Genomic DNA, 25,924 nt, shown 5'->3' with positions numbered 1-25,924 from the left:
AAGATCGGATATCGACTATTCAGGTTTGCCGGTCAGGCTTGCGGAGCAGATCTCCTGAAGCCGGTCCCGCAGCCATTCGGCTGCTCGGTCGCGGTGGCTGCGCTCGTGCCAGAGCAGCCAGTATTCCAGTTCTCCCAGTTGCTCCGGCGCCGGGCGCGAAGCCAGTTCGTGAGTCTGGCTGAAATGGTTTGCCGCCCGTGCGGGCAGCACCATCACGAGATCGCCGGCCGCCAGCATGTCCGGCGCGAGGCCGAAGTAAGGCAGGCTGGCGGCGACCTTGCGCGTGGCGGCGAGCGGGCCGAGCGTCATTGTCACCCGGTCCAGTTCCGCCTCGCTTACAGTGAGGCCGAGATGGGGGTGCTCCAGAAAGGTTTCCACCGTGATTGGCGTGTCATCGCTTACGGCCAGGGGATGATCGCGTCGCGTGACGCAGCGGAAGCTGTCCCTGAAGAGCAACATTCGATGAAGCTGCGCCGGGTCATGGTCGAGCCCGGAAATCGCGAAGTCGATATCGCCCTCCGCCAGCGAGCGGTGCGTGGCATGGCTGAGCGGCACGATGTCGATCGAGATAGCGGGCGCGAGTTCTCGAAGCATCGCGATGGCAGGCAAAAGCACCGACATCACCCCGAAATCGGTTGAGGCGATGCGAAAGCGCCGTTCCACTTCGGCGGGCGCGAAGCTGTCCTCCATGAGCAGGGAGGACGTTGTCGTCACCCAGTCCGCCAGTTTGCCGACAAGTTCCTCACCCCGGCGCGTCCTTGCCATGCCCGCGCCGGAGCGGACCAGCAGCGGGTCCTTCAGTGCGGTCCGAAGCTGCGAGAGCGCTCGGCTTACGCTGGGCTGGCTTACGCCCAGGGCGAGTGCCGTCCCGCTCACGCTTTTAGTCTTGAGCAGGAGCGCGAGGATCAGCAGCAGGTTGGGTGCGATCGGGAGCGACATTTCCGGCGATTATTGCAATTCCTTCGCAGTCGCAATTTTTGCGCCTAACGATGGAATCAGAAAAAATCCTTATAATACAAATTTTTAAGTGATTGGCTGACGAAAGTTGCAAGGAATGCTTCGCATCTTGCAATTGCGGATATTGCTTTATCGCGTTTCATTCGCAATAGCGAAATACATGGCAATCGAGTGGCAATGCATCGTGGAAGGCAAGGCTGCGAATCGTCCGGCCTTACGCGCGGTTGTGGCGGGAACCGCCCATGCGGTGCGGATTGTGTCTCGACTGCAAATCAAGGTTCAGCTATGCGAATGACTCGCATTAGCCAGGCCAAAATGGCTTTTGGCGGGGGTTCGGTAACTTGACGAAATACGCCACAATTCAGCAGACGGACGACGTCGTCCTGCCGGAGCGTCCGAGGGCCCAGCCCCAGGGCGAGGTCGTCGCTCTTCCCGGAGCCTGGGCGGTTTCGCGTTATGGCGAACAACGCCGCCCGAACATCGGCGCGATGCTGGGCGCCACCGCGATCGTCGGCGGGATGATCGCCTCGATGCTGGCACTCAATATCGTCAACGGCCATCAGGAAGCACGCAAGCGGCTGGTGGTCGCCGATCTGGAACAGCCCACGCCCCCGCCTCCGCCGCCGCCCAAATCCCAGCCGCAACCCGTGAAGCAGGTGGTGCAGCCGGTCTCCCCGGTCGTGGCGCCGCCGCCGCCGATCGTGCTGACCTCGGCGCCCGCCACGATCTCCACCTCGCCGGAGCCGCCGGTCGTGCAGGTGGCGATTCCGGGCCCGCCCGCGCCCCAGACGCAGACAGTGGCTTTGGCCCCGGCGCCTCGGATCGAGAACGCAGGGGACCTTTCTTCCAAGATGATCGCTGCGGATCCGCCGCGCTATCCGGTGGAATCGCGCCGCAAGCGCGAGCAGGGCACGGTCGTGCTCATGGTCATCCTGGGCGCGGACGGTTCGGTCGCGGATATCTCGGTGTCGAAAAGCAGCGGGTTCGAGCGTCTCGACAAGGCCGCGCTGTCCGCGGTGAGGCGCTGGAAGTGGTCTCCCACGCGGCGTGATGGTGCCGCGGTCATGGTGCGCGGGCTGGTCGAGATTCCCTTCGTCCTCCAGACCTGACCCGCGCGGCGGGGGCAGGGCTTACGGAGCCAGCGCAGCCAGGCGGTGTTCTTCGCCCAGTTCGACGATGACTTCCCCGGCATCCTTGCCGATGCCGCGCGTCAGGGATGCGGGCAGATCAACCCTGAAGCCGCGAGCGAGCAGGCCTTCCATGGCCCAGCGCACGCAGTATTCTGCCGCCACGCCCACTACGGTCACGGTTTCCACGCCCGACCCGGCCAGATCGGAGAAGAAACTGTCGCGGCCTGTCGGCTCACCTTGCGCGCCGCGGGCAGGTTCCATCGCCAGTCCGGGTTCGGCCCACATATCGAACACGCCCTTTTCCAGCGTGTAGACCGGAATGAGGGAATCGATGGCGCTTGCATCGAGCACGCTTTCCCAGCCCGCCGTTCCCTTCATGCAATGAATGGGGAACTCCTCGCTTTCCGGCGATCCGGCATAGAGTTCGGGCTGATGCGTGTCGAAAGTAAGCAGGACACCGGCGGTCAGCGCGGGATCGAGCGCGTTGAGCCAATCCTGCATCGGCGCCACGATGGCTTGTGCGCCGGGGACGGGCAGGGCGCCGTCGGCATGTACGAAGTCCCCCTGCATGTCCACGACGATGACGAACCGGCGGCTGCCGGAATTCGAAACCGGAGTTGCCGTAAGGTTGAGTGCCCCAGGGTTTGTCATTGCGGGATATCGTCCTAAGAGTTTGTCATGGTCTACACCGATATCGCAACGCGTACATACAATCACAACTGGCGCCTCGACCCGATCGTGCGCAGCCTGCTGGATACGGACTTCTACAAGCTGCTGATGCTTCAGATGGTCCGGCATCTCTATCCGGATGTGCAGGCGACGTTCGAGCTCATCAATCGCACGAAGTCGGTCCGTCTGGCCGATGTGATCGACGAGGCCGAACTGCGCGCCCAGCTCGACCATGCGCGTTCGCTGCGGTTCGGCAAGAAGGAGCTGATCTGGCTGGCGGGCAACAGCTTCTACGGCAAGGCGCAGATGTTCAGCCCGGATTTCATCGCCTGGCTCGCCGATTTCCGCTTGCCGGAGTATGAGCTTCGCAAAATGGACGGCCAGTACGAACTGCGGTTCGAAGGACCGTGGACGCATACCATGATGTGGGAAATTCCCGCGCTCGCCATCGTGAACGAGCTGCGTTCGCGCACGGCGATGAAGGATCGCGGCCGCTTTGAGCTCGACGTGCTCTATGCGCGCGCCAAGGCGAAGCTGTGGGAGAAGGTCGAGCGGCTCGCCCAGCTTCCCGACCTCGTGCTTTCGGATTTCGGCACGCGGCGGCGGCACGGCTTCCTCTGGCAGCGCTGGTGCGTCGAAGCGTTGAAGGAAGGGCTGGGCGAGCGCTTCATCGGGTCATCCAACGTCCTGCTGGCGATGGATGCGGACCTTGAGGCGATCGGCACCAATGCGCACGAATTGCCGATGGTGCTGGCCGCGCTGGCAGACGGCGACGAGGAGCTGCGGCAGGCCCCCTATCGCGTGCTCAAGGACTGGAGCGATCATTATGCCGGCAACCTGCTGGTGGCGCTGCCGGATGCCTTCGGTACGACGTCGTTCCTCGAACGCGCGCCTGACTGGGTGGCCGACTGGACCGGCTTCCGCCCCGACAGCGCGCCGCCGATCGAGGGCGGTGAGCAGATCATCCGCTGGTGGCGTGAAAAGGGCCGCGATCCCCGGACCAAGCTGCTGATCTTTTCCGACGGCATGGATATCGACAGCATCGAGGCGACCTATCGCCATTTCCACGGCCGGGTGCGGATGAGCTTCGGCTGGGGTACCAACCTCACGAATGACTTCCGGGGCTGCGCGCCTTTCGAAACCGATGGGCTCGATCCGATCTCGCTGGTCTGCAAGGTGGTTTCGGCCAACGGCCGGCCCGCCGTGAAGCTGTCGGACAATCCGGCCAAGGCGACCGGCAGGCCCGCCGAGATCGAACGTTACCTGCGCGTATTCGGCGACGGCGGGCGGGTTGCGGCAAAGGTCAGCGTCTAGCGCCGCAACCCTGCGTTCGGGACAGGATCAGGCCGCCAGTGCTTCCGCACGGGCATCCAGCACGACCCGGTTCCGCCCGTCGCGCTTGGCGCGATAGAGCGCGGCGTCAGCGGACTTGATGAGAGTGGAGCCGTCACGCTCCATGTTCTCTTCCCAGGTGGCGATGCCGAAGGACATGGTGGTGGAGCCGAGCGTGCGGCCGCCCTGGTTGACCATCAGTTCGCTGATCGCCTGGCGCACGATTTCCACGCGGCCCGCCAGCACGGCGGCCGAAGTGCCGGGCGCGATGATCGTGAATTCCTCGCCGCCGAAGCGGCAGACCACGTCGCCGTCGCGGAAACGGCTGCGCATCTCGGCCGCAACGGCCTGGAGCACGGCATCGCCTGCCTCGTGGCCGAATTCGTCGTTGAAGCGCTTGAAGTGGTCGACATCGCACATGACGAGGCTGAGCGGGCTGCCGGTGCGCGAGGCGCGGGCGATTTCCAGCGCCAGCGTCTCTTCCATGTAGCGGCGGTTGAACAGGCTGGTGAGCGGGTCGCGGATCGTCTGTTCGCGCAGGCCGCGCTGCAGCCTGTGGTTGACGAGGGCCGAGGCGATGTTCTCGGTCAGCACGGTCAGGCGGAAGCGGTTCTCGGCCCCGACCACGCCCTTGAGATAAAGCACGCCGATGACTTCGCCGCCGGCCAGCAGCGGCTCGCAGTGATAGTGGTCGGTTTCGGCCCCGACATGGGCGCAGACGATATCGGAGCCGGGTTCGACCACGAAATGGCTCTGGCCGCGCCGCAGCGCCCAGCACTGGTCCGGTGCGAACCCGGCGGTCTCGACTTCGAGCCCCGCCCACGCCGCGATCGGCACGAGCAGGTTGCGCGAATTGTTGTGGGCATAGAGCGCGCCGGGGATTTCGGGCAGGACGCGCGGCACGAAGACGCGGATGATCGAGGCCAGTTCCTCGTCTGTGCGGGCGGCCTGCATCCGGTGCGCCATGCCGCCCAGTAGTTCGATGACCTCGCCGCGTTCGCGCAGGACATCGGCGTTTCCGCTCAGTTCGAGATTGGCGACGCGCAGCCTTTCCTCGCTGTCCACCTGATCGGCGACGGCGGCCTCAAGCTCCTCGGCCATGGCGTTGTAGCCGCTGGCGAGGCGTTCGAATTCGCTCGAATCCATGGTCGCGTCGATGCGGGCACTGCGATCGCCCGCGCCAAGTTGGCCCATCACGGTCATCATGGCGTCGACCGGGCGGCGGATGCGGCGGATCAGTGCGGTGCCCATCAGGGCGATGATGACGATGGCAAGCGGCGTGCCGATGAGCACCAGCCAGCGGATGTAGTTGAGCCTGTGCTCCACCGCGCCCATCCGCGAGATCGAAAGGGCGCGCTCCTCGCTGAGCAGGTCGCCGACGCGGGCGTCCACCAGCAGCATGATGTAGCGCCCGCGCCCGGTGGCGGCCAGGGCCTGCGCGGCGGCGAAATCGCCGTTGCGGGTAAGTTCGGCGGACTTTTCCAGGTTTGCTGAGCGTTCCTCGATCAGCGAGCGGATCTGGCGGGCGCGTTCGTTCTGCGACGGGTTGTCGGAGGTGAGGGTGACAAGCGCCGCCGCGTCCCGCTTGGAGGCCGCGATTTCCGTGGCGACGGTCTGGCCGAATTCGGGATTATGCGTGAGCACGAACCCGCGCTGGCCGGACTCGGCCTGCTGGAGATGGCTGAGAGCACGATTAGCGGTCTTGAGAACCTGCGAGGAATGCGTCACCCACGTGAGGCTGCCGTGCATCTGCGACGAACCGTCGAGCAGGAGCCCCGCCAGGACGGCCAACATCAGGCACAGGATGCTGCACAGCATCACGATGCGATTGGACAATGATCCGACCAAGGGGAAACTCCGTAGATCCGCAATGTTTCGCCTTTGGTCAATCGGGGCGACGATGCAACAGAAATCGATTGTCTTGATGAGGTTGTGGCAGGTTAGCGTAGGTTTGCTTAAGTCAGGCGCCGGGGATGTTCCCGCCGTCCACCGGGACATGGATGCCGGAAATGGCGCGGTTGGCGGGATCTGCGAGGAACAGCACGGCGCGGGCGATATCCTCGGGCGTGGCCAGCAGGCCGAGCGGGCTGAAACTCTCCATGCGGGCGAGGAATTCGCTCTCGGTCTCGCCGCCGTGCATGTTGCCCATGAGCATCGGGGTGGGGACGGCGCCGGGCAGCACGGCGTTGACCCTGATACCGTAGCGGCCTGCCGCCCGCGCCGCCGCCCTGGTGGTCATGAGCGCAGCGGCCTTGGAGGCGCAGTAGGCCGCGCCGTTCGGGTTGGCGGTGATCGACATGCCCGACCCCAGGTTGACCACGGAGCCGCCGCCACGCCCCTTCATATGCCGGATCGCATGCTTGCAGCCGAGGAAAGTGCCGTCGGAATTGATGGCGAAATGGCGCTGCCACAGGTCCAGCGGCATGTCCTCGAAGGCGATGTCGGGCAGATAGAACCCGGCGTTGTTCACCAGGACATCCAGTCCGCCGAGATGGGTATCCACGAAATCGAGCAGGCCGGACCAGGACGCTTCGCTGGTGACGTCCAGGCGGCGTTCGAGGACAAGGGCCTTGCCGGTGCCGCCATCCTCATCCTCGCAGGCGAGATCCGCGCTCACCACGCGGGCTCCTTCGGCGGCAAAGGCCGAGACGATGGCAGCGCCGATGCCGCCGCGTCCCCCGGTGACGACGACGTTGAGGCCGGAAAACCGCGCGTTGTTCATTTCCTTTGCACTCCATGACGCCTGCGGCCGCCGATCGCGGGAGGCGGGCTCCCGGCCGAGGGGAGCCCGCCGGGACGTTGCTAGAAGCTGTACTTCACCGTGCCCAGCACCGTGCGCGGATTGGCCATGATGCGCGGGTTGATCACCGAAAAGCCGAAGCCGGTCGTCCAGTAGGTCTGGTTGAACAGGTTCTTGCCGGCGATCTGGAAGTTCCATGGGCCCACGTCGTATCCGGCATAGGCGTTGAACAACTGGGTCGCCTTGACGTGGCCGACCTCCAGATTGTCCGGCGTCGAGAAGTACTGGTCGCGGAAGGCGGCGTCGGCGCCGAGCTTGGCCGTGCCTGGACCGACCGGCAGCGAGTAGTCCACGCCGATGGTGCCCTGGTACTTGGGCAACGAGGGCGGGTTCTTGCCGATCAGCGAACCGACGGCGGAGTCGGTGGAGAGGTATTTGCCCCGGTTGATCGAGCCATTGCCCCAGATCTGGAGCCCGGTAAGCGGGCGCCAGGCCAGCTCTGCCTCGATGCCGGAAATCCTCACGTTGTAGTTCTCGACAAGGAAGCCGCCGTCATTGAGGTTCACGGTTTCCTGGCGGTCCGTGATCTTGTTGACGAAGCCGGCAACGGAGCCGCGAACGGTCCGGCCGATATCGGCCTTCACCCCTGCTTCCCAGGCTTTCGTGGTCTCCGGGCGATAGGCGGTGGCCAGTTGCGCGGCGGTGGAGGCGAGGCCGTTGTAGCCGCCTGACTTGAAGCCGACCGTGTAGGATGCATAGAGCAGCATGTCGCGCGAGGGCTTAAAGTTGACGCCGAGCTTGGGCGTGAACTTCTCGTAGTGGTCCCGGCTGATCGCGGGCGTGCCGGCCAGCGTGGCGTCCAGGCTCTTGTCTTCCAGCGTGTACCGGCCGCCCGCCACGAGTGCGAGCTTGTCGGTCACGTTGAAGGTGAACTGGCCGTAGCCCGCCCAGGCATTCGTCTCGGCATGGAACCGGGTGGTAGAGGGGGCGAAGAATATCGTGGAGTTCATGTCCTGATCGCCCTGCTCGTGGAAGTAGTAGAGCCCGACGACATAGTTCACCAAATCGTCCGCCAGCGACCCGGCGAACTGGGTCTCCTGACTGGCCTGCCATGACTTCGAGCGGCTTTCGCGTTCGAACAGCGAGATCGGCGTATCGCCGCTGCCCTCGATCATCGAAGGGTAGACGCCGCCGGAGAAGTCTTCGCCCCAGCGGTCCTTCAGGCGCGAATAGGCGGTGATCGAGGTGATGGTGCCGCCCGGATAATCGGCGGAAAGGCGCAGCGATCCGCCCTTCTGCGTGACGGCGGTATAGGACGGGAAGGGCGAGAGCACGGTGCGGTAGGAGCCGGAGAGCGGCACGATCTTGCCGTCGTCGCCAGTGACGGTGTTGCTGGCCCATTGGCCGTCGCTGTTGAGATGGACATAGAACAGGTTGAGCCGCCCCTTAACGGCGTCGCCCTTGTAGGCGAGATCGAACTGGCCGCCCTGGAAGTCTTCCTTGCCGACCTTCCGGTCCAGCGTGGCATTGTACTGGCGGCCGCCGTCTCGCGCGCGGACGATGCCGTTGAGCGAGAAGGCCCACTTGCCGTCCTTGCTGAGCGGAACCGAAAGGTAGCCCTTCACGCGGCGTTCGTTCCACGTGCCGTAGCCGACCTGCACGTTGCCGGTCAGCGTGTCGGCAGGCTGCTTGGTGATGATGTTGATCGCGCCCGCCGCCGCGTTACGGCCGTAGAGCACGCCTTGCGGGCCGCGCAGCACCTCGATCCGCTCGATCTCGGCAAAGTCCAGCAGGGCGGCCTGCATGCGGGCGTTGTAGACGTCGTTCACGTAAAGCGCGACTTCCGGCTCCGACATGATGTAGCCGCCGTCCGTCACGCCGCCGCCGCGGATATAGGCGGTGAGGCCGGCGCTGCCGCCGGTCACCGAACTGAGGTTCACGTTGGGGGCGAGGCGGCCGATATCGGTGGGGGAGAGCACCTGGCGGGTCTCGATCTCCTCGGCGGTGATGGCGGTTACCGAGACCGGAACGTCCTGGAGCCGCTGGTCGATGCGCTGGGCGCTGACCACGATGTCTCCGAAGCCCTGTTGCGGGGCGTCCTGTTCCGACCCTGCTTGCGGTGTTTCCTGGGCCATGGCGACGGCAGGAAGCGCGGTGAGTGCCGTTGCGACCAGCAGCACCCGCATGACAGACTTCTTCATTTGAAAAACTCCGATTTGAACCTGAACCTTGCTTTTTCGTCACCGGACCGCTCTGCGTCGGCTTGGTGCGGCACCTGTCTTCCCGGGCTGCGGGCGGGGGTTTCCCCTGCCTGCCATGTCTTCCTGCACGTCCCGACGGGGCGGAGATGCAGCAGGCACGCCCTGCGGCGATCGTGATCCACGCGGATCACCGATGGTCGGACATGAAGCGGTGCGGAACCTGAATGTCGCGATTGATCGCCAAGGTCCATGACGATCCGCGCACGGGTTCATGGCGGGACAGATTTTTTCCGCTCCCTCATCCGACAGGCGAACAGGGCCCAGATTCAGCGCCGATCCGGCGGCGGGAAAGTAAATCTCATGGGCATGGACAAGCGCTCGATCGTCATGACGAAGCAGCTTGCGACGCGGTTCACCCCGCAACCGGATGCGCAAGTATTCCGACCTTTAAAGACTGGGACATGCCAAGGAGGGGTGCCTCCCAGCGGTTCTGTTCATTTTTCGATGGAAGCTCGTCTGGAACGAAACTTCTGACCTGTTCGGGTCAGCCCTTCCCGCATGTCGATGTTCGACAGGGAACTTCTCCGGGTACGCGCCGTGAAAGCGCGCGGTCCGGACAACATCGAGGGGCTACCATGATCAGAAACAGTCACATTCTACGTTTCACCACCGCGCTTTCAACGGCGCTCGCATGCTGGGCCGCTCCGGCTTTCGCACAGGGACAGTCCGCACCGGCGCAGGCGACTGAAATGGCGCCGGGCGATATCGTCGTCACCGCCCGCAAACGGGAGGAGAGCCTGCTGAAGACGCCGGTCACGGTGACCGCGATGACTTCGGAAACGCTGGAGGCCAAGGGCATCGTCTCGATGCAGTCGCTGGCGAGTTCGACGCCGGGCATCAACATCAACAACAGCTCTTCCGGCCATGCCGACCGTTCCTTCCAGCAGATCTCGCTGCGCGGTTTCACGCCGGTGACGACCAATGCGACGACGACCTCGATGTTCATCGACGGCGTTCCGGTTGCCTCGCCTTCGCCGTTCACCTCGATCAGCGATCCCGAGCGGATCGAGATCCTCAAGGGGCCGCAGAGCGCCTATTTCGGCCGCAATACTTTTGCCGGTGCGATCAACTTCGTGAACAAGGAGCCGGGCGGAGAGTGGCACGGCCAACTGACGGGCATGATCGGCACGCGTGACAACTGGCGCCTGCGCGGCTCGGTCGAAGGCCCGATCATCGGCGACATGCTGACGTTCCGGATAACCGGCGATGCGTTCGACAAGGGCGGATCGTGGAAGAACAGCTATGACGGCGGCACGCTGGGCGATGAATCGACGCGCAGCGCCAGCCTCCTGCTCGTCGCCAAGCCGAGCGACCGGCTCACCGTCAAGGCGTTCGGCATGTGGACGCGTGACGAGGACGGACCCTCGGCGCAGACGCGGCTCGTGGCCACGGATATCAAGACGCCGGGCGGCACCGTGATCCAGAGCAGCCAGAGCAATTGCACGACGCCGGGCGGCTATGCCTTCATCTGCGGCACCGCGCCGGGCCTCGTCAATCGGGTGAGCGCCAACACCAGCTTCACCAGCCAGCTCAAGAACTGGCTCGACAATCCTGCCGGGCGCCTGCTTTCAAGCGACGAGACGGTCGATCACTATGGTCTGCTGCGCAATTCCATCCACGCGCACCTTACCGCCGACTACGAGATCGACGACAATTTCTCGCTCTCGCTGCTGGCCGGGCACAACGAGGAGAAATGGAGCACCCTGGTCGACCTGGACGGGTTCGACAGTTCGGCCTTCACCGGCACGAGTTACTGGAACACCGCCTATTACGACTTCCCCTACCTGATCGAGCGGGAGATGCACGATTACTCGGCGGAGGGCCGGGTGAACTACGATTTCGGCGCCGTCCACGGCGTGGCCGGGGCCAGCTATCTCGAAGCGTGGAACCGGGTGGGCAGCGGCACGCCGATCTACGGCGGCCGCCCCGGCACCACCGGGCGCAACGAGAGCAAGACCCTGGGCATCTTCGCGGGCCTCACTTACGACATCACCGATCGCTTCTCGGTAAGCGCGGAAGGCCGCTACCAGATCGACCGGATCGCAACCTACGCCAACAGCAACCTGACCATCGCCGATTCCATCTATGTCCCGGCGGGCACTTATGCGGCGGGTAGCAAGCTGGCTTCGGACAAGTTCCGCAACTTCACGCCGCGCGTGATCGCCAACTTCCAGATCGACCCGGACCTTATGGTCTACGCCTCCTATTCGCGCGGGGTGAACCCGTCGCAGTTCAACGCCTTCCTGCTGGCCTCGACGACGGATTCGGGTGACCGGGAGCTGGCGGCGCAGCAGGGCGTACCGCTTACGGTGCAGCCGGAGAAGCTGACCAACTACGAACTGGGGGTAAAGGGCAAGGCGCTGAACGGCCGGCTGACGTATACGGCGGCCGGATATTACGCGAAGTGGCGCAAGCAGATCACGTCCTATTCGTTCCTGCTGGATGACGGCACCCTGTTCACCGGCGTTGCCAACTCCGGCTCCACCGATCTCTACGGGCTTGAGGCGGAAACGCACCTGCGGCTGGGCGATCTCGTCACCATCGATGCGGCGGGCGCCTATACGGGCACGGACATCAACAGCTTCGTCAATCCTTCCGTAACCGCCTATTCCGGGATCACCGACTTCAGCGGCAAGGAAATGGCGCGTACTTCCAAGTGGTCTGCGAACCTGGGCGTGCAACTCGGCGGGGACTTGCGCCGGATCGACGATGCCGGCTGGTTCGCGCGGGCGGACTACAGCTTCAAGTCGGGCGTCTGGTCCGACCAGGCGAACCTCATCAAGACGCAGGACCGCCACCTGGTGAACCTGCGCACCGGCCTTTCGCGCGGGAAGGCCTCGATAGAGCTGTTCGTGAACAACGTCTTCAACAACAAGGCCTATACCAGCATCGACGATAACTGGGCGATTGCGCCCGGCTATTCGCTGGCGCGCTACAACGCCGTGCTCGTCGGCCTGCCCGACCTGCGCACCGCAGGCGTGCAGCTCAAGCTGGGCTTCTGATGACAGGCGGCCGTTCCCGGATGGCTGGCCCGTCCGGGAACGGCCGTTCCAAGCTTCCTTTTCAGACTGGAGACAGTTCTCATGTTCACTCGCCGCAAGATTCTGGGCGCGGGCGCGCTTGGCGCCGCCACCTTCGCGCTGCCGCGCATGGCTTTCGCCGCGGAGAAGGCCGATGTCGTCATCATCGGCGCGGGCCTTTCCGGCCTGCATTCGGCCGAGCTCCTGCGCGATCTCGGGATGCGCGTGCTCATCCTCGAAGCGTCCGACCGGGTTGGCGGGCGCGTGCAGACCGTTCAGACCGTGGACGGCCCCATCGACGTCGGCGCCAGCCAGATCGGCCGCAGCTATGCCCGCGTGCTGGACGCCTGCCAGCGCTACGGGCTCAAGCTCGTTTCGGAAGACCGCGACCTGCTTTCGTTCGGCGGTCATATCAAGGACACCTGGATCGACCCGAAGACGTGGGAATCGAACCCGCTCAACCGCACCGTCGGCGATGAGCGCAAGATCAACCCGATCCTGATGGGGCAGGCCGTCACCGCGAAATTCAATCCGCTCAAGGAAGTGGACGACTGGCTGGACCCGCGCTTTTCCGGGTACGACATCTCCCTGCGCGAACTGATGAAGCGCAACGGCTACAGCGAGGCGGCGATCGAACTCGCGGCGTTCTCGGCGCCCGGTATCGGCATCGACGAAACCTCGATGCTGCGCATGTGGCAGGAGGAGACGCGCGGAGGCGTCGATCGCCGGACGGGCCAGTCGCCGGTCCAGCACGCGCGGGACCATCCTTTCGGCGAGGCCAACGACCACAACATGATCGACGGCCTCGCCTCCACCAACAACATCGTCGGCGGCTGCCAGCAGCTGCCGCTGGCCATGGCGGCGAAGCTGGGTGACGCCATCCGCCTCGGACGCAAGGTGGCGCGGATCGAGATGACGGACAGCGGCGCCACCGTGACTTGTGCGGACGGCAGTGCAGTTTCGGCGCGGTTCGTGATTTCCGCCGTTCCCTTCTCGGTGCTGCGCCGTGTCGAAATCGTCGCGGGCAGGGACAATCCCCTGCAAAGGCAGGCGATTTCGGCGATGCCCTATGCCAACACCGCGCGCATGTACCTGACGGCCGAGAAGCCGTTCTGGAAGGAAGACGGACTGCCGCCCTCGTTCTCCACCGATGGTCCGATCGGGATGTTCTGGGCGATCGACAATCACACCGGCGAGGGCCGGCACCGGGCGATGGTGGTCATGGTCGGCCTTGTCGCGCAGGCCATCGCGAAAATGGAACATGCCGAGGCGGAAGCCTTCATCCAGAACGAGATCGTCCGCCTCCGCCCCGCTGCGAAAGGACTTCTGCGGCTGGCCACCTACAAGGACTGGATGCGCGATCCCAACCAGCTCGGCTGCGGGTTCAGCCTGGCACCGGGCCAGGTCAACGGCTTTGCCCGGACGATGACCGATCCCTGGCAGGTCATGCACTTTGCGGGCGAGCATACGCGGCGGCTCGATTTCGGCATGGAATCGGCGATGGAAAGCGGTGAACGCGTTGCCGTGGAGATCGGCGCGCGGGCCTGATTTGCGCGCGTGACGAACGGGAAAAGGCCCGGCAGGCGATGTGCCTGCCGGGCCTTTTGCTTGCCGGCGGGATCAGAAGCGCAGGGTGGCTTCCATGCCCCATTCGGCCGGACGGGGGACCGAGGCGTAGAGGCACTGCTGGTTGGAGCCATAAGTGGCGGTGTCGCGTTCCACGAAGATGCAGGTCGCGGTGGCTCCGGCGAGGCCGGAGCCGGTCGGGCGCTGGTTGTTGAGGATGTTGCGGCCGAAGAGCGAGAAGTCGATGGCATCGCTGGCGAAGTTGATCCGCGCGTCCACGGTCCAGGCCGAGCGGCCCTTCACGGTGTTGGCGAGATTGGCGTACCAGCTGCCGCGATAGGCGCCGTCCAGACGGAAGCTGGGCGAAAAACCGCCCATTTCCGGCAACTTGTATTCGCCGCCGATGAAGCCGTTCCAGTCCGGCACATTGGCCTGGGTGAGCCCGTCGAGCACGATCGAATTGTCCGCGCTGGCGGGGAACCCGTAAGTCGAGCTGGTGCTGATGATGAGCGGGGTCTTGGTCGTGAACTCCTGGTGGGCATAGCCGACCGAGCCGCGCAGCGTCAGGCGCGGGGTTATCCGGAGGTTCGCCTCGCCTTCGAAACCAAGGATTTTCGAGGCGCCGACGTTGCCCACCGTGGCGATGTTGACGATGTTGCCGTTGACCGTGCGTTCCTGCGTGGAGACGAGCTGCTGGTCCTTCACTTCGTCATAGAACGCGGCGAGGTTGAGGGTCAGGCGGCCGCCGAAGAAGGTGTTCTTGCTGCCGATCTCGTAGTTGAACAGCTTCTCCGGGTCCGCGGCGAGCCCGACATAGTTTCCACCGACATTCACGAAGCTGTACCGTGCGCTTTTCACACCCTTGGAAAACAGCGCATAGATCATGCTCTCACCCGTCACCTTGTAGCTCAGGGTGATACGCGGGCTGAAGTCCTCAGAGACGTTGTTGTAATCGACAGAGGTCGGGTAGAACACGCAAGTGGGGCAGGCGGGGGAGGACACCTTCTCGCGGGCGTAGCGCCCTTCGCCGCTCAGCGTCAGCGCGTCGGTGACGTCCCAGTCGAACCCGCCCAGCACCGCCATGTTGGTGAGGTGGTCGTTGCGCGTCACGCCCTTGGGATTGGCGGTGGTGCCGTAGCCGGAGAAGGCGGAGAGATCGTTCTCCCAGAAATAATAGAGCCCCGCCCGCCAGCGGAACGGTTTGCTTCCGGGGGAGAGCAGCATGAGCTGGTGGCTGGTGTTCTCGAAAGTCTCGGTCGAGGGGAAGGTGCCCAGCACCGAACTGCGCACGGTTACCGTGCCATTGGTTATCAGGTCGCCGAACACCGGGTCCTGTCCGGGCTGCACCGCGCGGGGAACGGTGGCGACATTGGCCCAGCGCGATTCCCTGAAATAGCCGCCGCGGTAGCTCAGTTCATAATCGCCGAAGGTCTTGGTGACGACGGCGCTGGCGAAGTAGCGGTCGCGTCCGTAGCCGGTGGCGCCCTGCGTGCCGATGGTGTCGAGGTCGCCGTCCGGCAGGTAGGCGGGGAAGAACGCGCCGTTGCCGCGCGCGAAAGGCGCCACCGCGACGCCGGCTGCCAGCCATTCGCGCGGGTGCTGAACCACTTGTGCGGGCGGGGAATCGCGGTCGTGCTGGTACATGCCGCGCAGCTTGATCGAGAAGCTTTCGTCCGGCTTGAAGAACAGCGTGCCCGAGACGACCTGCGTGCGTTCGCGCCCGATCGCGGTGCCGTCGTCAACCGACTTCGCGAAGGCGCCGTTCTGCATCAGCGAGCCGGAAACAGAGAACCATAGCGCATCCTTCACGATTGGCGCGGTAATGGTGCCGCCGAAGTAGTAGCTGGCGTCCGGCGCCTTGTTGGTGAGGCTGCCGCGCGCCTTGACGAAGCCGGTCACGGCATCGCTCGAGGGATCGGCGGTGACGTAGTTGATCGCGCCGCTGTAGGTGGCGCGGCCGAAGGTGGCGCTTTGCGGGCCCTTGATGATCTCCACGCGCTGGAGGTTCTCCAGATCGAGCGAGGCGAGTTGCCCGGACAGGGCCACGCCGTCGATGAAGATCGAGATGCCCTGGTAGCGTTCGTCCGAAGTATTGGGGGCCAGGCCGCGCAGCGAGTAGGCCGAGGGATCGTTGCGGCCCGAGCCGGCGAAAAGGCTGAGGTTCGGCGTGATCTTCTGGAGGTCTCGCGCGTCGCGGATCTGGGCACCGGCGAGATCCTGGTCGCTCAGCGCGGTGATCGCCAGCGGCACGTCCTGAAGGCTTTCCTTGCGGTTCTTGGCGGTGACGACGATGGTATTGCCGCCTTCCGCGTCGCCGGCCTGCTGGGCCTGCGCGGGGGCCGTCGCCAGCATGGCGGCGGTGGCGATCAGGCTGGTCGTCAATGCTGTTCTTTTCAACTTACCGGTCATGGACGCTTTCCCTCATGTTATTTGTTCTTGAGGGGACATGCTGTCGCAGTCGGGTGAGTATTTTTCTGAAGTATTTCCCCTATCCGATGGACGGATAAAGAAAATATCGCGAAGATGGCTGCGGGGCGAGACGCTGGAAGCGCCCGCCCTGCAAGGGGTTGGAACTGGCTTTTTCCGGTCAGGCGGCAGTGGCGTGCAGGGCATTTCCTTCGGCTGTTTCAGAAGCCTGCGCAGCGTGTTCTGGCGCGGCCTGACCCGGAAGCCGGTAGCGCAGCATGATGAGGCCCGCGGCCACCGCGGCGAGCGAGGGCACGACGGAGAGCGCCACGATGATCCCGAGCCGCACGCTGGGAGGCTGCGCATCCGCGCCGTTGCCGGTGGAGGACACGAACCCGACCCAGGCCATGGTCATGCTGAACACGAAGGTGCCGAAGGCCGCCGTGCCCTTCTCCACCATGACGAAGACGCCTGCGAGCATCCCGGCGCGGCTGTCTCCCTGTACCTGGCGCGAATAGTCCATCGTGTCGGTCAGCACCGTGTAGAGACCGAGGAAGATGCCGCCGGTGGCGATGCCGGAAACCAGCGCGCAGAGATGGACGAAGGGTTCGGGCCGGGCGGCGGGAACGAAGAGCCAGCTGAAATAGGCGAGCGCGCAGAGCGCACTGGCGCCGAGCAGCGCGTTGCGGCGGCCGTGGCGCGCGGCAAGCCTTACCCAGAGGTACTGCGAGCCCATCATCGCCAGCGTCTGCACGAGGAAGATCGAGCCCAGCGTGCTGTCGGCCACGCCCAGCACGTGGCGCGTGTAGAAGGGGATCGCCGCCATGTGGACGGTAAGGCCCGAGAACAGCACGAGCTTGAAGCCGATCAGGCAGAGGAACGGCCGGTTGCGGCGCAGGGCACCCACCGCCTCGCGCAGGGAGCCATCGCCGGATGGCGCGCTTTCCGCCGCTTCGCCTTCGCGCAGCAGTGCGAAGGAAGCCGCCCCGCCAAGGGCGATGAGCACGCCCAGCACGATCGCCACTGTGCCGTGCCCGGCACGGTCGCTGCCGATGCGCGAAAGCAGGAACGGCGCGGCGGCGGTCGCGGCCATGTTGCCGAGTGAGGAGCCGTAGACGCTGAAGGTCATCAGCTTCGAGCGTTCCGGAAAGTTCGACGTGATCGCCCGCCCCAGCGCCAGATAGGGAATGCGGAACAAGGTATAGGCGGTGGAGAAGAACAGCAGCGTCATCCCCACCCAGACCCATAGGCCGGTGCCCGAAAGCGCCGCAGGCACGTTGAACAGCATGACCATGGAAAGCCCGGCCATCAGCCCGCCGCCCAGCAGATAGGGGCGGTACTTGCCGAAACGGGTGTGCGTGCGGTCGCCGATGTGGCCCATCAGCGGGTCGCAGGCGGCATCGTATATCTTGGCAAGGACGGTCAGCATTCCGGCCAGCCCGATGGCAAGGCCGAGCGAATCCGTCATGAACCGCAAGTGCAGCAGGCCCACGGCGCTGACCAGCGCCGAGGACGTGAAGGAGCCGATCGCCCAGCCGAGATATGCAGTCTTCTTCACGCGTGTTCCTTGCAGCGAGGGGGGCTATGGGCTCAGCGGGCTTGGTCGGACCAGACCTTCGTCATGTCGGAACTGCCGGACAGGGGGCAGCCTTCGCCGGGAAGCTGCACCGCGACCATGAACGAGCCTTCCGGCCCGGCTTTCGAGATGTGGCCCTTGCCGGTGCAGTCCTCGGCATAGGCGAGGTCGCCGTGGCGCAGTTCGTATTCGGTGCCGTCATGAAGGCCGATCATCATCGACCCGAAGATCGGGATCAGCAGGGTAGGCTGGCTGGCGACGTGGAAGCCGAAACCGGCGCCGGGTTGCGATCCGCCAAGGGTGACGCGCGCGGCGGTGCGGCGCAGCAGCGTGGCGATGGACTGGCCGCGCGGCTCGACCACTTCGAGTTGTTCGGCCCGGGTCAGCCCGTCTGGTCCGGAATAGAGGTGAAAGACCCGCTTCAGCCAGGGAACCGTGCCGCCGCTGCCGGGAAATTCCATCGGCAGGTTCGGGCCCTGGATCGGCTCTACCCGGATGCCGGGAGCGCTGCCCGCCACCGCCGGGCCGGAAATTCCCAGCATCGCGAGAAGCGCCGCGCCGCCAAGGAATTCCCGCTTGCCGGGATCGAAGGTCATGCTGCCCGCGCCGCTTGGGCGGGGCGCGGGGCGAAGACGCGCGGTTCGTCGTCGGGGCGGTGCCAGATCAGCGGTAGCAGTTCGCCGGGTTCGGGGTGAACGCCGTCGGGCTGGCTCATCAGGTCCATGCCGTGGACCGGCATCAGCCCTTCGCGCGGGCACCAGTAGCAGTCGTCGCCGATCATCCGCATGGCAAGGCCGGTGCGGGCGAGCGTGTCGGAATCGTTGCCCTTGGAATAGTGCGGGATATCGACATGGAACAGCACGGCGTCGCCCGGCTGGAGATCCCAGGTGACGAAGCGGAACGGGAAATCCGGATTGTCGCGCTCTGCTTCGAAGTCGGGGAAGCGGAAGGTGCCGTCTCCGGCGGGGCCGAAGCGCGAGCCGGTGTCGATGCAGAAGCGGTGATAGCCCGCGACGAATTCGATCCGGCCGTTCTCCTCGTTCACCGGCGACAGCGCGACCCACAGGTTGGGGATCATGGTGCCGGTGAAGGGCCAGAGGTGATCGGCATGCCACTGCATGATCGCGGGCGATTGCGGCGGCTTGCGGAACAGGTGATCGTGGAACATCTGCACGTTGTCCGCCTCGATCACGCGGCCGACGATCTCGCCCGCGGGCGAGTTGAAGGCGAAGTCGCGGAATATGCCCGGCTTGTGCCAGAGGTGCGAAACCGAGACCATGGCGCCGTGCGAGGGGCCGGTAAGGCCGTGTGCGGCGGGATCGGCGGATACTTCGAGCGCGGCCTGCTGGAGACGCTCGATCCATTCCGCGTCGAACATCTGGCGCAGGCAGACCACGCCGTCGCGGCGATAGGTCTCGATGTGCTCGGGCGTGACGGGGTTGAGGGGATGCTTGTTCATCGCCGGACTCGCTGTGAGGAAAAAAGGGGCCACGGTGAGCGACTGGAACCCAGCGCAGCCAGTGGCGGCATGTTGCTTGGGCTTGGCGAGGCGGAACAGAGAACTAATTTTGACCTGTGATAGAGCGCCTCTATCACCCGGGCAGCGGCGGCCATCATGCCGCGATCTTCGGGGCGGGCAGCGCCTTGGGATGGTCGGGAACCTGCATCGTGCGCAGCAGCGACTTCAGCCGCCGCACCGCCAGCGTCTCGTAGCAGCCGTCGATCCACAACAGGCCGAGCGGCGGCCCCTCGATGTTGGAGCCGGGCACCTGGCGCACGGTGCCGCCCTGCAGTTCGGTGGCGAACTGGCTTTCCGGCACCATGCCCAGCAGGCCGCCGTCCATGACCATCCGGCGGATCAGGTGCATCGAGGCGGAGCGGATCGCCACCATGTTTTCGGTCATCCCGAAGCGTGCGAGCAGTTCCAGCACCATGTTGGTATTGTTGCGATCGCCACTGCTGGCGGTCACCTGCCGCGCGCCGACATTGGGGGCATCTGCCTGCGCCCAGGCATGTTCGGTGATCGGGCCGCCGCTTTCGATCTGTTCGAAGATCGCGTGATCGGGGCGGGCGAAGATCGAGTAATACTGGCGCAGCAGCGGCTCGAAGGCGATTTCGTCGGCGTCCTCGTCCTCGGGCGGGGCGGCGGAGAAGGCCAGGTCCAGTTCGCCGCGTTGCAGGCGGGCGATGAGGTCGGCGCTATAGGCTTCCACCACGCGCAGGGTAACGGCGGGCTCGCGTTCGCGAAAAGCGGCGATGGTGTGGGCGAACTGGCTGTTGAGCAGCACCGGGTGGACGCCGATCACGATCACCTGCTGGCGGTTCTTGCGCTCCACTTCGGCGAGCAGGCGGGCATGTTCGCTGACGATCAGGCGCGCGCGCACGATCAGCGTCTCGCAGGCCTCGGTCGGGCGGATGCCGGAGGGACCGCGAACGAACAGCGAGAGGCCGAGGCTTTCCTCCAATTGCCGGATGCTCCAGGTGAGCGCGGGCTGCGACATGCCGAAACGGCGCGCTGCCTTGCGGAAACTGCCTGCCTCGTAGACGGCGATCATGCGTTCGAGCTTGACGATGTTCATCGGCGGGGGGCCTCCTGGTTGCTGTTGCCCGGGGAGGTTCGATCAAGCTTCTCTCGCAGGGTAATAGATTTCTTGGATTATTCGCCTCTCGATCACCTGCCAGTTTTTCGGGGTCAGAATTGAAGCCGGCACGCATCGTGGCCCGGCCTTGGGGAGGGCCGTCATGTCGCTTGAAATCCTGGGAGTCCTGCTCCACCGCAATGCCTCGGAAGTGTCGCCGCCGGGCGGGCCGAGCTTCGATGTGGAGACGATCGGCACGCTGGCCCGCGCGTTTGACGAGAACGGCTTCGACCGCGTGCTGATCCTCCAGAACTCCTACGCGCCGGACCCTTTCGCCATCGCCAGTTACGCGGCCGCGATCACCCGGCGGCTATCCTTCATGGTGGCGCATCGGCCCGGCTTCATCGCGCCGACCATGGCCGCGCGCATGTTCGCCACGCTTGACCGGCTGAGCGGCGGGCGTGCCGGGGTCCATGTCATCACCGGCGCCAACGACCTGGAACTGGCCTGCGACGGGGATTACCACACCAAGGACGAACGCTACCGGCGCAGCGGCGAATATGTTGAGATCATGCGCCGGGTCTGGGCCGCGCGCGAGCCGGTGAGCCATGCGGGCGACTGGTACCGGTTCGACCGGGCGCTGGCGGAAATCCGGCCGGAGGGCGGCGCCATCCCGGTCTACTGGGGCGGAGCTTCTCCGCTGGCGCTGGAAGTGGGCGCGCAAGTGGCGGATGTCTACGCGATCGGCGGTCTCAAGCCGCTGGCGCAGATGGAAGAGACGGCGGCGCAGGTCAAGGCGGCCTGGGCGGCAACCGGCCGTCCCCTGCGGCTCCAGACATCGGCGCGGGTCATCCTTGGCGAGACCGAGGAACAGGCATGGCAGGCCGCGCGCGCGGTGATCGAGCAGCTTCGCGACACTGCCGCGATGCAGCAGGCGAAAATCTCCGAAGCCGATGCCGGAAAGGGCGAGGCGACCGGCACCGCCATGCGGCTTGACCCCAGGCTGGCCACGACGCGCGGCGGATCCGGGCGTGAGGAACTGGAGGCGCTCGCCGGTCGCAGCGAACTGATCGACAAGCGCCTCTGGACCGGGATCACCCGCGCCTCGATCGATTTCTCGACGCCGATGCTGCCGCCCGCGCTGGTGGGCACGGCCGAGCAGGTGGCGGATGCCTTGATGGACTATTATGCCATGGGCATCGGCGGCTTCCTGCTGCGCGGATTCGACCTGCTGGGCGATATCGCGGTCCACGGGCGCGAACTGATCCCGCGCCTGCGCGAACTGGCCGCCCGCCATGACGAGAAGTCCGGGGCCGACCTCGCCGCCGCCGGTTCCCGCGTCAGTGCCTGAAGGAGAACAAGGCGCATGAAACTGCTCGTTCCGTTCGCCGCCGTGCTGGCCCTTGCGGCGCCCGCGCTGGCCGATCCGGCGCCCGTCACCCCGCTTTCTCCCACCGGCAAGGCCATGCGCATGATGCACATGTACGGCGGGGAGGACGGCGAATCCCATCTCGAGATCATCGACCTGCCGCTGACTGGCGGGGGGGACGGGCGTTCGGTGCAGTCGCGCCTGCGCGCCACCGATGTCGAGATCGGCGATACGCTGCCCGGCGGCTTCATCGATTTCCACGGCGTTTCCACCCCGCGCTTCCTGATCGTCCTGTCAGGCCAGCTCGAAGTGGGGCTGGGTGACGGTTCGAAGCACATCCTTTCCAAGGGCGACATCGTCCTGGCGGACGACGTGACCGGACGCGGCCATACCTCGCGCATGATCGGCACCGAGCCCGTGCGCATCCTCACCGTCCGATTGCCGAAGGACAGCGCGCTCGTGCCCAAGGCCGAGAGCTGCCCCGATGGCATGCCCGCCGACCAGTGCGTGGCGGCGCGGCTGGGAAAGCAGGGCGAAGCGCGCAAGTGAACCGCCACCCACGGTGATGGCGGGGTGTGCGGAGCGGGCGGGTCCGCCAGTCGGATAGACGCGATGGCGCCGTTCGTTCCGGCACCGGCAGAAGCGACCTTTCATGGCAGCAGCGCTCGCTGCGTTCGCGAAAGGTTTTTTGCATGGTTCGCCGCAAGATAGTCTCCTCCGCCGCGCTGCTGGCGGCCGTATCCGCCATCGCGGCGGCGCTGCCGGCGACGGCGCAGATGCAGTCGCCCAAGCTCGATCCCTCCACTTGCGTGATGCCCCCGTTCTATTCCGGCCCCGCGCCCTACAAGTCGGTGGAGCAGCTTCCCGACCGGCGCGTGACCTTCCGCCTCTGCGCGCCGAATGCATCGGAAGTGCTGCTGACCAGCACCGATATCGCCACGGTCATTCCCATGGGCTTCCCCGCCGGTACGCCGCAGGGCCTTGCCATGGCGAAGGACGCGACCGGTCTCTGGACCGTCACCACCCCCCGGCCGGTGCCAGCGGACACTTACCGCTTCGCCTTCCGCGTGGACGGGGTGAAGACCGTGGATCCGCTCGGCAAGACTTTCTCCGAGGAGCTCAAGGGCATCAATTCGACATTCGAGGTGCGCGGCCCCGAAGGCGATTTCCAGACGTGGAACCCGCAAGTCGCGCATGGCGCGGTATCGACGATCGAATACTGGTCGAAATCGCTCGGCATCGCCCGCCGCGCCCATGTCTATACGCCGCCCGGCTACATGAAGGACGGCCGCAAGTATCCGGTGCTCTATCTTGTGCACGGCGCGGGAGACAGTGACGACAGCTGGACCAGCGTGGGCCGGGCCAACGCGATCCTCGACAACCTGATTGCCGCCGGAAAAGTCGTGCCGATGATCGTCGTCATGCCGGACGGCCACACCCCGCTGCGCGAAGGGGTGATGACGCTCGACAACCCCGATTTCGGCGCCGACCTGATCGGCGACCTGATCCCCTATGTCGATGCCGGTTACCGCAGCGACGCCCGGCCAGAGGCACGGGCCATGGCGGGCCTGTCTATGGGCGGATCGCATACCCTGCGAAACGGGCTGACGCATCCGGACCAGTTCCGCTGGATCGGCATATTCTCGATGGGGCTGAGCAAGGGCAACGCCTTCAACGGCGTGGAGACGTATGCCGCGAAATACGATGCCGAACTGAAGCGCAGCGCGAAGGAACTGAAGCTCGTCTACTTCGCGATGGGCAGGGAGGATTTCCTTCACGAGACGGTCGCGCCCACGCGCGCGCTATTCGATCGCTACCACATCGCGCACGTCTATCATGAAACCGGCGGCGGCCACGAATGGGTGAACTGGCGGCGCTATCTCGCCGATTTCGCGCCGCGCCTGTTCCGCTGAAGGCAGGCCCGGGCGCGCCTTTTGCGCGCCCGGGCCTGCCTTCTGGCTTCAGTCCTTCCAGCGGCGCGCTTTCATCGTCACGGTCACCGGCGCGCCCAGATGCTCGGCATCGGTGCCCACCGCGAAAGCGTAACGGCCCGCCGGGATCGTCCAGCTTCCATCCTTCCAGTCCGCCAGCAGGCGCGGGTCGATCGTCATCGCCACTTCGCCCGAGGCGCCGGGCGCCAGTTCCACGCGGCCGAAGCCGACGAGACGGCGTTTTGTCTCTCCCGCTCGGTCGGTCAGGTAGAGCTGTACCACGTCCGCACCTGCCCGCGCGCCGGTGTTGGTCACGGTGACGCGCGCGGCGGAACCCTTGATCACCGGCTTGCCTTGCGCGAACGCGGTGTAGCTGAGCCCGTGGCCGAAGGGGAACAGCGGCCGGGCCGCCTTGCGCGCGAACCAGCGATAGCCGAGGTCCGAACCTTCGATGTCGTAGTCTGCGGGCAGCTTGTCCTTGCCTCCCTTCGGATTGCCGCCGAAGTCCGGCTCCACCCAGTCGCTCCCGTCCAGGCGGGGGCGGGGAAGCTGGCTCTCGTCGGCCGGGAAAGTGATCGGCAGGCGGCCCGAGGGGTTGGTTTCGCCGAACAGCACCGAAGCGATCGCCTCGCCGCCGCGCGCGCCGGGATACCACGCCTCGATCACGCCCCTGACCTTGCCCAGCCAGGGCATCTTCACCGGCCCGCCGGTTTCGAGCACGACGATGGTATTCGGATTGGCGGCGGCAACCGCCTCGATCAGCGCATCCTGTCCGCGCGGCAGCGACAGGTCCGGCACGTCCAGCCCTTCTGTCATCCACTGGGTGGCGAAGACGATGGCCACTTCCGAACGCGCGGCCAGTTCGGCCGCGTCCTTGATGTACTGACCCTGGCGGTAGAGCACGGCGGCGCCCGGCGCCTGCGCCTTGATCGCCGCCATCGGGCTGGAACGGTGGTAGGATTCCGAGATGAACCCGGCCCATACGCCCGACCCTGCCACCGGCAGCTTCACCGCAGGCCCGCCTTCGCCCATGACCTGGCTCGACCCGGCGCCCGAAAGTACGCCGCCGTCGGCATACCCGCCGATGACCGCGATGGACTTCGCGGTTCTGGCCAGCGGCAGCACATGGCCTTCGTTTTTCAGCAGGACGATGCCCTGCTTGGCGACCTCCTCGGCAATAGCGGCATGGGCGGGCCAGTCTATCGTGCCGCCGGGTTCTGCGGGATGGCTGTCCAGCCCGGCGGCATAGACGGCGGTCAGGATGCGGGTGTTCATGTCATCGAGCCGGGGGGCCCATGCCGGATCGGACGCAGCCTTTTCGGCCAGCTTCGCGCCGAAGAACACGCCCGGATCGAGCTGGTCGCCCGATTGCTGGTCAAGCCCGTTCATCGCCGCGTCGATCGAGGGCACGGCTCCCCAGTCCGACATGACGAAGCCCTTGTAGCCCCATTCCTGCTTGAGCACCTTGTTGAGCAGCCAGTCGCTGGAGCAGGCCTGCGCCCCGTGAACGCGGTTGTAGGCGCACATGACCGAGCCCGGCTGGCCCTGCTCGATGCCGATCTGGAAGGCCAGCAGGTCGCTTTCATGCGCGGCGGCGGGCGCGATCTTCACGTCCACGTACTTGCGGCCGGTTTCCTGCCCGTTGAGCGCGAAGTGCTTGATGGTGGAGATGATATGGTTGGATTGTACCCCCCGGATCGCCGCGCCCGCCAGCACGCCGGACAGCAGCGGGTCTTCCGAGAAGTATTCGAAAGTCCGCCCGTTGCGCGGATCGCGGGCCAGGTTCACGCCGCCTGCAAGAAGGACGTTGAAGCCCTTGGCCCGCGCTTCCGAGCCGATCATCGCGCCGCCGCGCTCGACCAGTGCGGGGTTCCAGCTTGCCGCCTGCGCCACGGCCGAGGGCAGGGCGGTGGACCAGTCCTTGCGCGCGCCCATCACCCAGCTCACGCCGAGGCTGGCATCGGTTTCCCGCAAGTGCGGAATGCCGAGCCGGGCAACGCCGGGAATGTAGCCCGCGCCGATGATCGCTTCGGCCGGGATCTCCACTTTCGGGCCGCCGCCGGGCAGGGGCATGATGCCGTGAGTGATGACCACTTTTTCCTGCGCGGACATGCGGGAAACCGTTTCGCCCGCGCGCTTCTGTGCGGCCGCAAGGTCGATGGCGCGGCTGTCGCGTTCGGCTGCGGGCGCGGGCGCGGCGATAACCAGTGAAACGGCTGTGCAGGCGAGCAGGCGGGAAATCATTGCGGAAGGTCTCCAGGAGAGGGAGGATCGCCCCGAAATTCGGGTCTCGGGGCTTCGCGGCCACCATGGATCGCTGCCGAAGGGTGTCCACGCAGCGGACCGCCACGTCCGTCTGGTGGATAAACCGCGCAATTGCCGCGATGC

At 65.6% G+C, this 25,924-nt stretch carries 18 protein-coding genes; 7 read left to right on the top strand and 11 right to left on the bottom strand.

Annotation, left to right across the window (positions count from 1 at the left end; genetic code table 11):
* Window positions 1-15: 15 nt before the first annotated feature.
* Complete coding sequence (locus ACLIMP_RS20685; protein ID WP_443478204.1) at window positions 16-939, bottom strand: LysR family transcriptional regulator; 924 nt, start codon at window positions 937-939, stop codon at window positions 16-18.
* Between the two features lie 359 nt (window positions 940-1,298).
* Here ACLIMP_RS20685 and ACLIMP_RS20680 point away from each other — a divergent pair, with 359 nt between their 5' ends.
* Window positions 1,299-2,066 (top strand): energy transducer TonB, encoded by a 768-nt coding sequence (locus ACLIMP_RS20680; protein WP_443478203.1) that lies wholly within the window; start codon window positions 1,299-1,301, stop codon window positions 2,064-2,066.
* A 21-nt stretch (window positions 2,067-2,087) separates the two neighbouring features.
* Here the strand turns inward: ACLIMP_RS20680 and ACLIMP_RS20675 are convergent, their stop codons facing one another.
* On the bottom strand, window positions 2,088-2,738 hold the full coding sequence (locus ACLIMP_RS20675) for a cysteine hydrolase family protein (RefSeq protein ID WP_443478202.1): 651 nt from the start codon (window positions 2,736-2,738) through the stop codon (window positions 2,088-2,090).
* Window positions 2,739-2,765: 27 nt separating this feature from the next.
* On the opposite strand from ACLIMP_RS20675, the gene pncB reads away from it, so the two are divergent.
* Window positions 2,766-4,070, top strand: a complete 1,305-nt coding sequence (gene pncB / locus ACLIMP_RS20670) for a nicotinate phosphoribosyltransferase (RefSeq protein WP_443478201.1) — start codon at window positions 2,766-2,768, stop codon at window positions 4,068-4,070.
* A 27-nt stretch (window positions 4,071-4,097) separates the two neighbouring features.
* Here the strand turns inward: pncB and ACLIMP_RS20665 are convergent, their stop codons facing one another.
* From ACLIMP_RS20665 to ACLIMP_RS20655, 3 genes are all read right to left on the bottom strand, one after another.
* Window positions 4,098-5,906, bottom strand: a complete 1,809-nt coding sequence (locus ACLIMP_RS20665; RefSeq protein ID WP_197283080.1) for a diguanylate cyclase — start codon at window positions 5,904-5,906, stop codon at window positions 4,098-4,100.
* A gap of 142 nt (window positions 5,907-6,048) precedes the next feature.
* Window positions 6,049-6,810 carry an SDR family NAD(P)-dependent oxidoreductase gene (locus ACLIMP_RS20660; protein ID WP_443478200.1) on the bottom strand — a complete coding sequence of 254 codons (762 nt, stop codon included), beginning with the start codon at window positions 6,808-6,810 and terminating at the stop codon, window positions 6,049-6,051.
* Between the two features lie 80 nt (window positions 6,811-6,890).
* Window positions 6,891-9,029, bottom strand: a complete 2,139-nt coding sequence (locus tag ACLIMP_RS20655; protein ID WP_443478199.1) for a TonB-dependent receptor — start codon at window positions 9,027-9,029, stop codon at window positions 6,891-6,893.
* A gap of 635 nt (window positions 9,030-9,664) precedes the next feature.
* Here ACLIMP_RS20655 and ACLIMP_RS20650 point away from each other — a divergent pair.
* The gene (locus ACLIMP_RS20650; RefSeq protein WP_443478198.1) at window positions 9,665-12,091 is read left to right on the top strand and encodes a TonB-dependent receptor; all 2,427 of its coding nucleotides are present in this window, start codon (window positions 9,665-9,667) and stop codon (window positions 12,089-12,091) included.
* An 81-nt stretch (window positions 12,092-12,172) separates the two neighbouring features.
* Window positions 12,173-13,657: a flavin monoamine oxidase family protein gene (locus tag ACLIMP_RS20645; RefSeq protein WP_324699684.1), complete on the top strand. Its 1,485-nt coding sequence runs from the start codon at window positions 12,173-12,175 to the stop codon at window positions 13,655-13,657.
* A 72-nt stretch (window positions 13,658-13,729) separates the two neighbouring features.
* Here the strand turns inward: ACLIMP_RS20645 and ACLIMP_RS20640 are convergent, their stop codons facing one another.
* The 5 genes from ACLIMP_RS20640 to ACLIMP_RS20620 form a co-directional block, all read right to left on the bottom strand.
* Window positions 13,730-16,084 carry a TonB-dependent receptor gene (locus ACLIMP_RS20640; protein WP_443478197.1) on the bottom strand — a complete coding sequence of 785 codons (2,355 nt, stop codon included), beginning with the start codon at window positions 16,082-16,084 and terminating at the stop codon, window positions 13,730-13,732.
* Window positions 16,085-16,262: 178 nt separating this feature from the next.
* A complete protein-coding gene (locus tag ACLIMP_RS20635; protein WP_443478196.1) occupies window positions 16,263-17,639 on the bottom strand; it encodes an MFS transporter in 1,377 nt (458 codons plus the stop codon).
* A gap of 32 nt (window positions 17,640-17,671) precedes the next feature.
* A complete protein-coding gene (locus tag ACLIMP_RS20630) occupies window positions 17,672-18,253 on the bottom strand; it encodes a cupin domain-containing protein (protein WP_443478195.1) in 582 nt (193 codons plus the stop codon).
* Window positions 18,250-19,116, bottom strand: coding sequence for a phytanoyl-CoA dioxygenase family protein (locus tag ACLIMP_RS20625; protein WP_443478194.1), 867 nt, complete (start codon window positions 19,114-19,116; stop codon window positions 18,250-18,252). Before ACLIMP_RS20625 ends, ACLIMP_RS20630 begins: the two co-directional genes overlap by 4 nt.
* Before the next feature lie 154 nt (window positions 19,117-19,270).
* Window positions 19,271-20,236: a LysR family transcriptional regulator gene (locus ACLIMP_RS20620; RefSeq protein ID WP_443478193.1), complete on the bottom strand. Its 966-nt coding sequence runs from the start codon at window positions 20,234-20,236 to the stop codon at window positions 19,271-19,273.
* Window positions 20,237-20,399: 163 nt separating this feature from the next.
* Here ACLIMP_RS20620 and ACLIMP_RS20615 point away from each other — a divergent pair, with 163 nt between their 5' ends.
* From ACLIMP_RS20615 to ACLIMP_RS20605, 3 genes are all read left to right on the top strand, one after another.
* The gene (locus ACLIMP_RS20615; protein ID WP_443478192.1) at window positions 20,400-21,587 is read left to right on the top strand and encodes an LLM class flavin-dependent oxidoreductase; all 1,188 of its coding nucleotides are present in this window, start codon (window positions 20,400-20,402) and stop codon (window positions 21,585-21,587) included.
* A gap of 15 nt (window positions 21,588-21,602) precedes the next feature.
* The gene (locus ACLIMP_RS20610; RefSeq protein ID WP_054439036.1) at window positions 21,603-22,154 is read left to right on the top strand and encodes a cupin domain-containing protein; all 552 of its coding nucleotides are present in this window, start codon (window positions 21,603-21,605) and stop codon (window positions 22,152-22,154) included.
* Between the two features lie 143 nt (window positions 22,155-22,297).
* Window positions 22,298-23,518 (top strand): alpha/beta hydrolase-fold protein, encoded by a 1,221-nt coding sequence (locus ACLIMP_RS20605; protein ID WP_443478191.1) that lies wholly within the window; start codon window positions 22,298-22,300, stop codon window positions 23,516-23,518.
* A 48-nt stretch (window positions 23,519-23,566) separates the two neighbouring features.
* Here ACLIMP_RS20605 and ACLIMP_RS20600 read toward each other — a convergent pair whose 3' ends face one another.
* Window positions 23,567-25,780, bottom strand: coding sequence for a beta-glucosidase family protein (locus ACLIMP_RS20600; RefSeq protein ID WP_443478190.1), 2,214 nt, complete (start codon window positions 25,778-25,780; stop codon window positions 23,567-23,569).
* Window positions 25,781-25,924: the final 144 nt, after the last annotated feature.

The sequence above is a fragment of the Novosphingobium aeonii genome, from assembly GCF_052279045.1.
GTDB lineage: Bacteria > Pseudomonadota > Alphaproteobacteria > Sphingomonadales > Sphingomonadaceae > Novosphingobium.
Note: the sequence above shows the minus strand (reverse complement) of the source record. Positions and strands in the feature narration are given on the sequence as shown.